The 12,442-nt window shown below is 56.4% G+C and carries 10 protein-coding genes, 2 tRNA genes and 1 other RNA gene; 6 read left to right on the top strand and 7 right to left on the bottom strand.

The features are described from left to right. Nucleotides 1–40: 40 nt before the first annotated feature. Both D8M41_RS04860 and D8M41_RS04855 read right to left on the bottom strand, forming a co-directional pair. The gene (locus D8M41_RS04860; RefSeq protein WP_126926501.1) at nucleotides 41–2,461 is read right to left on the bottom strand and encodes an HtaA domain-containing protein; all 2,421 of its coding nucleotides are present in this window, start codon (nucleotides 2,459–2,461) and stop codon (nucleotides 41–43) included. Nucleotides 2,462–2,835: 374 nt separating this feature from the next. Further along, the gene (locus D8M41_RS04855) at nucleotides 2,836–3,624 is read right to left on the bottom strand and encodes a YaaA family protein (RefSeq protein ID WP_006887939.1); all 789 of its coding nucleotides are present in this window, start codon (nucleotides 3,622–3,624) and stop codon (nucleotides 2,836–2,838) included. Nucleotides 3,625–3,677: 53 nt separating this feature from the next. Here D8M41_RS04855 and rnpB point away from each other — a divergent pair. Next, nucleotides 3,678–4,098: RNase P RNA component class A (gene rnpB, locus D8M41_RS04850), an RNA gene on the top strand. A gap of 29 nt (nucleotides 4,099–4,127) precedes the next feature. On the opposite strand, the gene def is transcribed toward rnpB, so the two are convergent. The 4 genes from def to orn all read right to left on the bottom strand — a co-directional run bounded on the left by def (nucleotide 4,128) and on the right by orn (nucleotide 6,806). Further along, the gene (def, locus tag D8M41_RS04845; RefSeq protein WP_006887902.1) at nucleotides 4,128–4,700 is read right to left on the bottom strand and encodes a peptide deformylase; all 573 of its coding nucleotides are present in this window, start codon (nucleotides 4,698–4,700) and stop codon (nucleotides 4,128–4,130) included. Nucleotides 4,701–4,736: 36 nt separating this feature from the next. Then, the gene (locus tag D8M41_RS04840) at nucleotides 4,737–5,894 is read right to left on the bottom strand and encodes an acyl-CoA dehydrogenase family protein (protein WP_126926500.1); all 1,158 of its coding nucleotides are present in this window, start codon (nucleotides 5,892–5,894) and stop codon (nucleotides 4,737–4,739) included. 91 nt (nucleotides 5,895–5,985) lie between these two features. Then, nucleotides 5,986–6,058 (bottom strand) — tRNA-His (locus D8M41_RS04835). 109 nt (nucleotides 6,059–6,167) lie between these two features. After that, nucleotides 6,168–6,806 carry an oligoribonuclease gene (orn, locus tag D8M41_RS04830; protein WP_006887898.1) on the bottom strand — a complete coding sequence of 213 codons (639 nt, stop codon included), beginning with the start codon at nucleotides 6,804–6,806 and terminating at the stop codon, nucleotides 6,168–6,170. A 170-nt stretch (nucleotides 6,807–6,976) separates the two neighbouring features. On the opposite strand from orn, the gene mptB reads away from it, so the two are divergent. Beyond that, the gene (gene mptB, locus D8M41_RS04825; RefSeq protein ID WP_126926499.1) at nucleotides 6,977–8,761 is read left to right on the top strand and encodes a polyprenol phosphomannose-dependent alpha 1,6 mannosyltransferase MptB; all 1,785 of its coding nucleotides are present in this window, start codon (nucleotides 6,977–6,979) and stop codon (nucleotides 8,759–8,761) included. A 311-nt stretch (nucleotides 8,762–9,072) separates the two neighbouring features. After that, a tRNA-Arg gene (locus D8M41_RS04820) sits at nucleotides 9,073–9,145 on the top strand. Nucleotides 9,146–9,287: 142 nt separating this feature from the next. On the opposite strand, the gene D8M41_RS04815 is transcribed toward D8M41_RS04820, so the two are convergent. Then, entirely contained in the window at nucleotides 9,288–10,124 is an 837-nt protein-coding gene (locus D8M41_RS04815) for an HNH endonuclease family protein (protein WP_126926577.1), read from the bottom strand. A gap of 437 nt (nucleotides 10,125–10,561) precedes the next feature. On the opposite strand from D8M41_RS04815, the gene D8M41_RS04810 reads away from it, so the two are divergent. From D8M41_RS04810 to lepB, 3 genes are all read left to right on the top strand, one after another. Beyond that, a complete protein-coding gene (locus D8M41_RS04810; protein WP_126926498.1) occupies nucleotides 10,562–11,176 on the top strand; it encodes a single-stranded DNA-binding protein in 615 nt (204 codons plus the stop codon). A gap of 257 nt (nucleotides 11,177–11,433) precedes the next feature. Further along, a complete protein-coding gene (gene rplS / locus D8M41_RS04805) occupies nucleotides 11,434–11,781 on the top strand; it encodes a 50S ribosomal protein L19 (RefSeq protein WP_006887925.1) in 348 nt (115 codons plus the stop codon). Between the two features lie 23 nt (nucleotides 11,782–11,804). Then, nucleotides 11,805–12,437, top strand: coding sequence for a signal peptidase I (gene lepB, locus D8M41_RS04800; protein ID WP_037237422.1), 633 nt, complete (start codon nucleotides 11,805–11,807; stop codon nucleotides 12,435–12,437). Nucleotides 12,438–12,442 lie beyond the last annotated feature (5 nt).

Here is a 12,442-nt window from a genome sequence, read left to right as displayed (position 1 = left end):
TCGGTTATCACTCGTTGGACGCTACAGCCTGTCGGCGGTATTACCCCTGATGCCTGTATCGGTAAATAAACGCGGCCATTGCATCACGGTGAATAGGCTCACCCGGGCGGTAAGTGCCATCAGACCAGCCTTTCGTAATACCCTTCGCTGCCAGCCAGGTAATCTCCCGGTAGAACATCGTGCCGGGGCGCACATCGTTAAACGGTGAGTTCACCGGAGCCGTATACGCCGGAGCACCAGCATAACGGTAGAAGAACGCCGCCATCGCATCACGATTCACCGGATCATGCGGACGGAACGTACCATCCCAATAACCGGTAGTAATACCCCTCTGATGCATCCACACAATCTCCTTATAGAACGGGAACGACGGATCCACATCCTTAAACGGAGACTCCTTCGGCACAGTAACCTCGGGAGAACCAGCCATACGGTAGAAATACGCAGCCATCGCAGCACGCTCAACATTCTGACCAGGACGGAACGTACCATCCGGGTAACCGGTAGTGATGTTCTGAGAACCCAACCACTGCACTTCGGAGTAGAACTGGTCGGTCGCAGGTACATCACTAAAGCGCTGCGGTTGAGGCTGAGGCTCCTGCGGTTTCTGAGGATCCTCAGATCGGGGCTGATTGGGGGTGCTCTTCACCAGGCGGTTAAGCCACAGGTTTGTGGATAACCCGTCATTTTTCTCAAGCATCGTGGGGTAAATAATATCCCCGTTCGGCAGCTCCAGGGCATTGGCGGAACCGGTCTTATCGGTCTTCTTCAGGCCCGTGAGCGGAAGTTCTTTTTCAACGGACAGATCTTTAGACAGCCACACGAGGCGGCCATTTGCCGCATCAACGGCCACAATTTTATCGCCTGCTGACAGGAGTGAGGCAAGCTCACCTATACCCTGCGGGGCCTTCGCGGTAGCACGCACTGTTCTGAACGACGAACCATCATATGCAAGCACCTGAACGGCACTCACCGCAGGAGCATAGTTATTCCACCGGTACACGTACCCGTCAGGGGTAGTCATTAGCCCGTTCATATACGCCTTAGCGGTGGCATCGTCCGTTGAACCTGCCGCCACCGAGAAGCCCTTGGTGCTCAGGTGCACCAGCTGTCCGCCCTGAACCTGCTTGTCCGCCGCATCGCGTATCACCTTATTGGGGGCGTACACGAACGAACCATCCGGTAAAGCAGCTAGGGTGCGGGTGTCACCGGTGAAAGTATCCCCGTAGTACTCGCTCACATCGTTCACTGCGGATATGGCGGTATCGTAGTCCTTGGGCGAGTCTGCCTTCTGGACAGTGACCGCACCGTTGGAATCGACACTTATAAAACGAGCCTGGGCGGAGCCGGTGACAGCAAGAACACCCCACGTTTTGGATGCCCCGTTATAGCCCAGTGCCATCACATTCTCACCCTTGGCGAGGCTCAGACCCGCAACGGCACCGCGAGATACAAGCTCACCCTGCTCATTCACGGCATACCGTTCTACCGTCCCTGCGCTCTCATGAGCGAAGATAATCTCACCGCTATCCGGGTTTGCGGCGAATCGGGCACTTTTACCCATCGGCAGGGTACCTGAGCTGACCTCACGAAGAGTATCGGCCTCCAGTACCGAGTAGCGGGCCTGCTCATCAGAACCGAAGCGGGCACCCGAAGCGTGGAACAGATACGAACCTACCCGCACAGTGTTCTGCGGGTCGGCAATATCGGCCCCAGAATCCCAGCTTTTCCCCAGGCGGTAGCCGCTTCCTGTAAACCCTTGGGCGCTTTTACCTGCATAGGAGAAAGTGAGCGCGTCAAGGCCCTCACCGTCACTATAGAAATTCGAGAAAGCATGGTTTCCTTCGGGGGTGAGGTTAGCTGCCACATTTGTCCAGGTGACCACGCCGTTATTTTCCTGCTGCTGCGCCGTCAACAGTGAGAGAGCGGCCACCGGGATCTCATGCGGGCCTTCCCACTGCCCGGAGGCGTAGTTTTTGGTGCGCACCGTCATGTACAGGGTGCCGCTGCCTTTAACCGCATCAAACTCAATGCGCGGGTTCGAGAGGGTAAGGTTCAGGGCGCACCCAGTTTCGGGGTTATTGCGGTCGGTACAGTGCGAAATGTAGTGGACTTTACCGAAGCCCTGCAGCGATACCTGATTACCATCATTGGAAACGACTGCATGATGTGCTGGGAACGAGAAAAGGTCTTTGGCGTTGTACGATGCGCCTTCACCCACCGCATAAGGTTCACCAATATAACTGCGGAATGATGCTTTGATCCCCCAGTTAATGGTGCCAGAAACGACGGCTGGGGTGTCATTTTGCGCGGGTGCCTGCCCGGCGGCGGGTAATGCGGCGGCCTGCGTATTGGGGGAGGGTGCAGAGAATGCAGGGGCTGAAGTAAACGTGAGTGAGCCAACTAGCGCCACCGCGCATACGCTCTTCTTCACACCTTTGCTAGAAGAAAAAGTAGACATGGGGTCCGTCCGATGTTAGTAGTGTGTTAGGACGTGCTTAGCTTACCAAAAAGCAACCCTATTCATGAAGGGAAGTATGTAATAGTTATGAGTATTACGGTGGGCTCTACAGGTATAGTGAGTGAATTTTTTTAGAGGAGTATTTTGGGGTAAAGTGCCTTATCGAACCGCATTTTATTGTTTTTATACTGCTATACAAGGGGAGCAGGTAATAAGAGGTGTGAGCGGGGCTTATTGGGTGGAACTGCGCCAAAAAAGTATTTAACGACACACTGTCTGCATATACTGCCTTGAGTGGGAGTAATTATGAATAAACACGTGAGGCCATGAGCGCACACGCCAAAAGCGAAGCACTGTCGAGAAACAGCGCAGCGTTACTGCCGTATCAGTACGGTGAGCGTGCCAGCCTTCCGCTCGGTTCCGGCCACCCACTCAACATCCCAATTTGCCTCCAAAGCCTCCACCAGCGCAGCGGCCCCATCGGCATCGGCCGTAAAATCACGCTCGGCCAGACCACTGCGCACCAGGTACCGGGCCAGCTCACCCCGGTAATGCTTCGCCATATGCGACACCACCTTACGGGTGCCATCGGCGCTCACCCTCTCAACGCGCACCGCTAAAGTCTGCGCGCCAGGGGTCACCCACGACTTCGCGTAAGCCGCCGAACGGCAGTCCAGCACCAGCTCACCTGCCACCACAGGCGCCAAAGCCGAGCTAAGCGCACCACGCCAAAAATTAGCCAGCTGCCCCAACTCACCCAGCTTCACACCCATGGAAAGGCGGTACGCAGGAATCGCATCCTCAGGACGCACCACACCCCATAGCGCAGACGAAATCAGAATAGTACGCTGCGCTAACTGCCGCTCGGCGGGGGAGAAACTGCCGTAGTCCAGCGCCTCAAACAGCACACCCGTGTATGTTTGAATTGCCGCGTGCGCAGGTTCATGAAGCAGACGCGTATTGCGCCGCACCTCAGCCTCTAAGGACGCCCCCACCTTCAGCTGCTCCAACGCCGTTTCCTGCGCCGAAACAGCAGCCAGCTGCTCCAGTACGGTCTCCCGCTCGCCCGTGAGTTCGGGAAACGACAGATCCGCAAACTGCACGGGAGCGTTCGTGGCCTCAGCGGCGGTTTTACCTTCAGACGGTGGCAGAAGAATCAGCATAATACCCAGTGTAAACCGTGCCGCCGCCGGTTTCGGTAGAATACTCTATGAGGCAGGATGCCCAGGCAATCGCGCGGCACGCACCGTTAGCTGGTGTGCGCTTCGAGGAAAGTCCGGGCTCCGCAGCACAGGATGGTGGATAACGTCCACTCGGGGTAACCCGCAGGCCAGTGCCACAGAAAGCAGACCGCCGTCCCAGCTTGGGGCGGTAAGGGTGAAACGGTGGTGTAAGAGACCACCAGTGGGTGCGGTGACGTGCCCAGCTTGGTAAACCCCATCCGGAGCAAGGTCAAACAGAACACGCCATGATAGGGTAGTGCGCCCGAACCACTGCGCCAGCTGCGCGCGGGGGTGCGTGTTCGGGTAGACTGCTTGAGGCTCACGGCAACGCGAGTCCTAGATAGATGATTGCCCCGGGCACCCGGTAGAACCAGGCGCCTATGACAGAACCCGGCTCATAGGGCATCCTGCCTCACCTCTAAACCCCGTGACAGCACCACACCCTAGTGACCGAAAGGATCGGGGTCCACGCCCGGCATCCAGCTATTGCCCTCCACGGTCCACCCCTCCTTTTTCACCACTTTTTTCATGCGGGAGGTCCACTTCTTATTCAGACGGTTCACGTACAGTTTGCCGTCCAAGTGGTCGGTCTCATGCTGCATGCACCGGGCAAACCAGCCGGTCGCTTCAAAGCGCAGCGGATTACCCTCGCCGTCGAACCCGGTGACCGTCACCCACTCGGCGCGTTTGAGCGGGAACCCGTACCCGGGGAATGAGAGGCACCCTTCTTCTTCAGTATCCGGGTCAGGATCTGCCCCAGAGATTTTCCCGAGAGTTAACACCGGGTTCACGACCACCCCGCGCGGCGGCACCCCATCCTCATTCTCCATCTGGTAGGTGAATAAACGCAGACCCACACCAATCTGCGGTGCGGCGAGCCCTACCCCGTGGGAGGCGTCCATTGTCTCGTACATGTCGGCGATGAGCTCTTTGAGCTGCTCATCGAACGCGGTGACAGGGGCAGCCGGGCGGTGAAGTACAGGGTTGCCGTGAATAACGATGGGGCGAACAGTCATACGGTGATACCTTTCGTAGTGTGGTGGTTGGGCGGGTTAATCCAGCAGATCGAAACCAATAGTATCGCGCAGCACCTCGTTCGTACCCCCAAAAATTGGGAGCAGACGTGCGGCAAGAAAAGCCTGCGCCACGGGATGCTCATTAATATAGGCGTAGCCGCCAAAAAGCTGCAGGCACGTATCGGTGATACGGCAGGCGTTCTCTGAGGCGAAAACTTTCACCTTTGCGGCTTCGGTAGCGCTTAAAGCGCCCGCATTAAACGCGTCAATGGCACGGCTCACGTACAGCTCGGTGGTCTCGGTGGCCATGAGCGCATCCACCAGTTTGAACCGGGTGTTCTGAAAATCAGCCACACGGGAGCCAAAAACCTGCCGTTCCTTCACATAAGAAACGGTTGCCTCAACGGTAGTTCGGGCAATCACGGCGGATGCGGCGGCAATTGCCAGGCGAGCCTGCGGCAGCTGCTCCTTCACGTACCGCAGCCCTTCCCCGAGCTCACCCACAAGGTTCTGGGCGGGGACCCGAACATTATCAAAAAATAATTCGGCAGTATCGGAGGCACGCAGCCCCAGCTTATCGAGCTGGTTGCCTGCCGTGTACCCCGAAGATTTCTCCACCATAAACAGCGAGAACGAGCCCGACCCGCCGCGGGTGCTGCCGGTTTCGGTACGGGCCAGCACAAGCGCCGCATCTGCCGAGATACCCGAACCAATAAATGTCTTCTGCCCATTAAGAATGAACTCGTCGCCCTCACGCACGGCTGTGGTGCGGCAGGCGCGCAGATCCGACCCGGCACCCGGCTCCGTAAAAGCACACGAGGTGACCAGCTCACCGGTGACCATCGCCGGAAGCCACTGCTGCTTCTGCTCCTTGGTACCGTATGCCAGAAGGTAAGGCAGTACCAAGTCCTGCTGCAGGTGCACGGCAAGAGCGAACCCGTGGCACCCTTTGGCCGCAAGTTCTTGGGTAAGCACCAGCTGGTAGTGGTAATCAGGCATACCCGCCCCGCCGTACTCTTCGGGCACTGCAAGGCCCAGCAGCCCGGCCTCCCCGGCGGCAGTCCAGACAGTACGCGGCATCATGTGCTCACGCTCCCACTGCGGGTAGTGGGCGGCCACTTCGCGAGTAATAAACTCGCGTGCCGCCTCACGGAAAAGCTCGTGGTCTTCGGTGAATTCGATCGTGGGTCGCATGGGGTCCTCGGGTGCTAGATGTAGGCTCGGGAGGGGATAGGATATAGCGAAGGGCCGTTACGGCTACTGCCATAACGACCCTTTCATTCGGGGTGATCGACGGGGGTTGAACCCGCGACCTCCTGGACCACAACCAGGCGCTCTGCCAACTGAGCTACGACCACCATGCTTGCTCGCAAGGGATACCTCGCGTTTGCAGCGAGTTCCACTTTACAGGAGTTTGAAACTCTTGTCCAAATTTATTCTCAGTGATACGCAGCACAGGTTTTGAGGCTAATTTGATGCGTTCAGCTCAGCCCTTTCCCTCTCAATATCACTCGCAATACGGGCCGCTGCTGTCGCATCCGGGCCATCCTGCACAAAAATTGTGCGGCGATAGTATTTCAACTCGTCAATAGAGTCCACAATATCGCCCAACGCCCGGTGGTTACCGGTCTTCGTTGGGGCACTGTAACGGGCAGCCGGGAACCACCGTGCGGCCAACTCCTTAATAGTGGAAACATCAATTACGCGGTAGTGCAGGTGCGCCATAAGCTCGGGCATATAACGTTCTAAAAAGCGCTTATCCATACCTACTGAGTTGCCGCCCAGCTGAGCCTTACCCGCCACCGGCACATACTTTTTCACGTATTTCAGTACCGCCTCCTGCGCGTGATCCATGCTCACCCCGTGCTCAATATCAGCTAACAGGCCCGAAGACTCGTGCATGGTGCGCACATAACTATTCATGTTTTCCAGAGCGCCCGCTGGTGCCTCAGGGCCGGGTTTAATAACCAGCTCAACCCCTTGCCCCAGAACATTCAGATCAGAATCTGTGACCAACACCCCCACCTCAATGAGCGCGTCATTGGCCACATCAAGGCCGGTCATTTCGCAGTCAATCCACACAATACGTTCACTTGAAATACTCACCCCTTAACTCTACCCCTTGCACTCCAGAACAGGGCGTATGCCCCGAGGCAGAACCCTAAATACCAGGTGGGAACAGTGCGCTGTACAGGGGAGTGCACGCCCGAAGAAGTATGCCTCATTTGGGTATCATGGAAACAGGTATGCCCACAACAGGAACGCGGAGGTGATTCATGTCGCGCACTAAGCGCACGCAGCGGGGTCGTCGCACCGAGTTAAGCGAGCACCAAACGCTCGAAACCCGGTTAGAGCACTACCGGCGCGAAGGCAAAGAACACCGGATGCGCACCCTCATTTGGGGTACCGTCGGGTCCATTATGATCATGCTCGGCTCCTATGGGTCCGGGTGGCTCGCCGATAGTTCAGACTTCTGGCGAAGCTCCATTATTAGGACCATCCGCTATGACCCTTCGTGGATTATTGCATGCGTGGTACTGGTGGCGGCAGGCGGCATGATTATGTGTCGCGAATGGCTGCGCATCTATCAGAAAGTTGGGACCGACGCCTCATCAAGACGATGGATCTACGCCGTCATCGCCTGCTGGAGCACCCCGCAGCTTTTTGCCTTCACGCTTTTTAGCCGTGATATGTTCTCCTACTACGGTCAGGGACAGGTGATCGCCAATGGCCTCGACCCGTATAAGCACGGCGTATCTGAGATCACCAACTTCTTCCAAAACGGAGCCGACCCCCTGTGGGCGCAGTCGCCCCCGCCGTATGGGCCCGTCTTCATTAAGATCGAACAGTTTATTGTTTGGGTGGCCGACGGTAATATTGACGCCGCCCTGTTTATGTTCCGTTTAGTCAGTGCACTGAGCTTTTTGGGCATTATGTACTATGCTGTGGGTCTTGCCGGCGAACATGGTTACAGCCGCACCCGCACGCTGTGGCAGGTGGGCGCGAACCCCCTGTTTATTGCTTCGTTCGTCTCAAGTGGACACAACGACTCAATGATGACTCTTTTCATGGTCGCCAGCCTGTACATTGCTAAACGGCACCGAACTTTTTGGGGCGGTATGGCCGCTGTGACCGTGTTGGCGTTAGGGGTTGCCGTGAAACCCCTCGCTCTTGTGGTGCTTCCTTTCGTTGGTTTGCTATGGGCTGGGGAATATGCCAGCTGGCCGCGCCGGTTTGTGTACTGGGCGTTATCGCTGATGGTGCTATTTACCGAGATGTGGCTCATGGGTGCGGTAACCGGGCTAGGCTTTGGGTGGGTGAGTGCGCTGTCAACCACCGCCGGGCAGTTTATCTGGTTTACCCCGCTGGGGCTCGTTATTGGGGCCGTCGTAACCGCGCCCGGTGTTTCGCCCGAGACCGCCGATCATTACAAGCATATTATTGAGTACATCGGTAAAGGGCTCGGTATGGCAGGGGCGATACTTTTTGCCTTCTTCGGGCGTGACCGCGAGATTGTGCGCCGTGCCGGCCTGGCTATTATTGTGATGCTGGTGCTGAGTCCCATGATCCAGCCCTGGTACCTGCTGTGGGCCCTGCCAATGATTGCCGCCACCGGTATTCGCACAAATTTTCAGCTCATGTGGTACTTCGCAACCACGGTGTTCTTTATGGCATTATCGGTGAGCGATCAGCTGGCAATATCCCCGTACCTGCTCGACTTCGATAAACACATGGCACAACTGATTGCCGGGCTGGTATGCCTCGGGTACGTGCTGTACCTGCTGCTGCTTGATCCCGGCACCCACGCCCTCACCCGTAACACCCTCATGCCTAAGATGCTTCTGGCTCATATTCCGCGATGGAGCATGCGCACCCGCATGAACCTCAAACGGGCAAAAGCCGAATACGCAGCGGCCAAACTATTACGGTCTGAACAGAAAAAGCAGCGTGTCGCCAAGACCCCCTCAGCATCGAAGCAGGCGCACAAAGCTGACGCTTCCAGAAGGCAGCAGGAAGGCCAAGCTGATACCTCCGTGCACAATAACAATTCGGGGGAGTAGCCCTCCGTAGGGTACTGCAGCTCAAAAGCCCGCAGCGCATTCCTTGAAGAATACGTGCCAGGCTTTTGCCGTAGTGAGCAGAATGCCGGTGTGACCGAGTGCGGCGTCACATAGTTCCCATTTCGGTGCTGTAACTGCTGATGCGTGTCTTAAAAATGTAGGGTTGCTCACGACAGGCGCCGTTTGGGGTGTAGTGTTCCTAACGTTTTCGTGTTTTATGCTGTGTTCTGAAAATTTAGGTGTAATCTATAAATATCACTTGGCACGATCGCCGTGTACGAGTGAACTAGGCTAAGTATCACTTGCCATGCGCCTCAGTAGCTCAGAGGATAGAGCAGGAGCCTTCTAATCTCTTGGTCGGGGGTTCGATTCCCTCCTGGGGTACACAACAGCGCCCGCTTGGTTCCACATATTTGTGCGGAACCAAGCGGGCTTTATTATTGCACAGGCACCAGTGTGCGGGTCACAAGCTGGGGCAGATCAGGGATGTGACCTGCCCCCGTCGGTTGGCAGGAGCATCACCCGATCACTTAACTGCGGCTTTTTGCTTGCCGGGGTTAGTGCTCTTGCACGAGTTGAGCACGTTCTCCATTGCCCTTTTCTCATCGGGGGTTACCCATAGCTTGTATTTAGCTTTCACGTGCACCTGCCGCGCAACATAGGTGCACCGATACGCTGTGTTGCCCGGCAGCCATTCTGAGGCGTCAGAATCAGACTTCTGCATATTTGCGGGGCCATCTGAGGCTACCAGGTTCTCGGGGTCATTAGCGAGCTCGCGGCGTTTTTGCTCATCAATGTCCTGCGCCCCGGTCTGCCACGCATCAGACAGCGCCACCACATGGTCAATTTGTACGGCGCTGGAGGTTTTCTTGCCGCGCTTAAAATCAATAGTTTTACCGGTGTACGGGTCAGCCAGTTTTCCGGTGATCACGGTGCAGGCGTGTGTTCCAGCCTTAAAACGAACATCCGTCAGGTCTCGGCGTAAAATATCGTCGCGCGTGTTGCACCCGTTTTTGTCCACGTCTTCCCAAGCGGCACCAAACTGCTCCCGGGAATACCCGTTCTTTGAGGCCCGTTCTTTAACGGGCAGGGAGGAGAGTTCCTTCTTAACGGTCGCTAAATCGGGGGCGAGCGCAGTGGTGGGATCGACCGCGTCGTAGGGGTTCTTGACCTCTTGCAGGGTTTCTGTTTTGACGTCTGGCTCGTCCTCTTCACCGGTGTTCGGTGATGAGGAAGCACTGGGGTTCGCCTCAAACAACCCGCCCGTACCGTGCCTGCCCACATAGATGACCGCAATAATCAGAAGAATAACCACGGCGATAGCGATCAGCGTATACAGCAGACGCCGCTTTTTGGGGTCCATGGTGGAGGGATGTAGTCCTTTGGGAAGGGTGGGTAGGCTCAACGGGGTTCTCCAGGGTGGGTGGTGGCGGGATCAATTGTGGGCGATGCTATAGCGCTCACGGCGTCGTCGGGTGCGTGCTTTTAACACGTGCACACGACGTTGCCGTATATAGCATAGGGGCTGGAGCACCGTAGCGGAAGCCGGGCGGTTGTCTGGTGAGTGCTTGGGGTTTATAGGGGATATGTCATAAAACTAAATATTATGCACGTAATGCGAATATTTTTTAAATATTATGGATAGTATTTCAAGAGATTGTCCACATATTCTAATTTTTCTGCAATCCTTCAGGAAAAAGATAGGAATATCCACACTGTTTGCGGTGCGCATTAGTTTTAGCGGTTTTTCTTTGCAACTCTAAGGGGACTTCTTACCCCACTATATTTAGGAGTTGCACTATGAGTGACATTGTGACAATCTGCGGGTTTGCGGCCACTCGCCCCGAGCTGCGGGCTCTACCCAGCGGGGTTCCGGTGGCAAGTTTCCGGGTGGCAAGTACGCCCCGCTGGTTCGACGCGGCTTCTGGGACATGGCAGCAGGGGCGTACAAACTGGTACACGGTGACAGCATTCCGCAGGCTGGCGAAGAATATCGCGGCCTCAATCGATAAAGGGCACCCGGTGCTGCTAACCGGCCGGTTGCAGATCAAACAGTTCACCCATAAAGACGGCAGCAGCGGTTCCTCCGCTGAAATCGACGCGCAGTCGATTGGGGTGGACCTGGGGTATGGCACATGCATATTCGAACGCGGTGTGGAACGGCGGGATCTTGCACCACAGAATCAGAATGAGCAGCATCCCGAACACGCCGAGCCCATTGCGAGGAACAGTATTGTGCGGATGCACCCTGAAACCGCGCCTGAAACCGAGGGTGACGGCCCCGCCCGCAATAATGCGGCATGCGATAACAACGACGGGTTGCACTGTGACAATGATGGGACCTTCGAACATGCAGATACGCGGACCCGTCCTGCTGCAGCCGGTACCGATTCTAAGGCGCAGGCTGCCGCGTAGAGGCCGGAACTGCTGAGACTATCGAGCGTGCCTCTTGTGCTGTAGGTGCCTTATCTTGCGTGTTGCTGGGGAATCTGCGATAATTCACAACTGTGTTCACGCTGGGCACGCCCCTGCCGCAGGGGGAAGAGCGACCGTAACAGCGTGAACCGTGGGGCACCAATCCTGCCCCACGCAGTGAGTACCCCTCCATGAATCTTATGGGTGGGCAACCGAGCCTATTTGACCTGCGGCAGGTGGCTCAGGAGATCTAATCAATGCAGACTCTCGACTTTATCGACAAGAAGTCCCTTCGTGACGACATTCCCGAGTTCGCCCCCGGCGACACTCTTAACGTTCACGTGAACATTGTTGAAGGTAAGAACCGCCGTGTGCAGGTTTTCAAGGGCTTCGTTGTTGGCCGCCAGGGCGCGGGTGTGCGCGAGACCTTCACCGTTCGCAAGATTTCGTTCGGTATTGGTGTTGAGCGTACCTTCCCGGTTCACTCTCCGGTGATCGAGAAGATTGAGGTTGTCAGCCGGGGCGATGTGCGCCGTGCAAAGCTGTACTACATGCGCAACCGTCACGGTAAAGCTGCTCGCATTCGCGAGAAGCGCGAGTTCTAATTCTTCTCTAGGGTTTAGAACCTGTGGATTCGGCCGAGAACTCGGCGGTTCCCAGCACCAGGCGTCACCTCAAACGGGGGTGGCGCCTGGTTGCTGTAGCCCTGGGCATAGCGGTGGTGACGTTATTGTGCGTTCGCACGTTTTTAGTGGACGTGTACTACATCCCGTCGGAATCAATGGAGCCCACATACACCCCAGGCGACCGGGTGCTTGTCTCCAAGCTGGAGGGAGCAGGTACGGTGCAACGCGGCGATGTGGTGGTTTTCGACGGTACGGGCTCGTTCGCACCGTATGAATCGGGCAGTAGCTTCTGGAAAGACCCGGCTAAAAGTATTGGGCAGTGGCTGGGGTTTGTCCCCACGGATACGGTGTACATTAAGCGCGTCATTGCGGTAGCAGGGGATCGTCTTTCATGCTGCTCCGATAACGGTAAACTAGTGTTGAACGGACAGGAACTGGATGAGCCATACCTGTACCCGCAGGATAGCCCTTCCGAGACGCGGTTTGATGTTGTTATACCGCACTCCAGGGTTTGGGTGATGGGGGATCATCGTTCGGCATCGGTCGATTCTCGCTCCCTGCTGGGAGCACCTGGTGGTGGCATGATTCACACCAATAAAATTATTGGTCGAACCGCCTGGCGTATTCATTTTTAGGTTTT

Source organism: Rothia sp. HSID18069, assembly GCF_003989155.1.
Lineage (GTDB): Bacteria > Actinomycetota > Actinomycetes > Actinomycetales > Micrococcaceae > Rothia > Rothia aeria.
This window is presented reverse-complemented; position numbering and strand designations above follow the sequence as displayed.

What these genes read in the sequence shown, in the direction of transcription:
- D8M41_RS04860 (WP_126926501.1), bottom strand. Translation starts at nt 2,461, where the DNA reads ATGTCTACTTTTTCTTCTAGCAAAGGTGTGAAGAAGAGCGTATGCGCG.
- D8M41_RS04855 (WP_006887939.1), bottom strand. Translation starts at nt 3,624, where the DNA reads ATGCTGATTCTTCTGCCACCGTCTGAAGGTAAAACCGCCGCTGAGGCC.
- def (WP_006887902.1), bottom strand. Translation starts at nt 4,700, where the DNA reads ATGACTGTTCGCCCCATCGTTATTCACGGCAACCCTGTACTTCACCGC.
- D8M41_RS04840 (WP_126926500.1), bottom strand. Translation starts at nt 5,894, where the DNA reads ATGCGACCCACGATCGAATTCACCGAAGACCACGAGCTTTTCCGTGAG.
- mptB (WP_126926499.1), top strand. Translation starts at nt 6,977, where the DNA reads ATGTCGCGCACTAAGCGCACGCAGCGGGGTCGTCGCACCGAGTTAAGC.
- D8M41_RS04815 (WP_126926577.1), bottom strand. Translation starts at nt 10,124, where the DNA reads ATGGACCCCAAAAAGCGGCGTCTGCTGTATACGCTGATCGCTATCGCC.
- D8M41_RS04810 (WP_126926498.1), top strand. Translation starts at nt 10,562, where the DNA reads ATGAGTGACATTGTGACAATCTGCGGGTTTGCGGCCACTCGCCCCGAG.
- rplS (WP_006887925.1), top strand. Translation starts at nt 11,434, where the DNA reads ATGCAGACTCTCGACTTTATCGACAAGAAGTCCCTTCGTGACGACATT.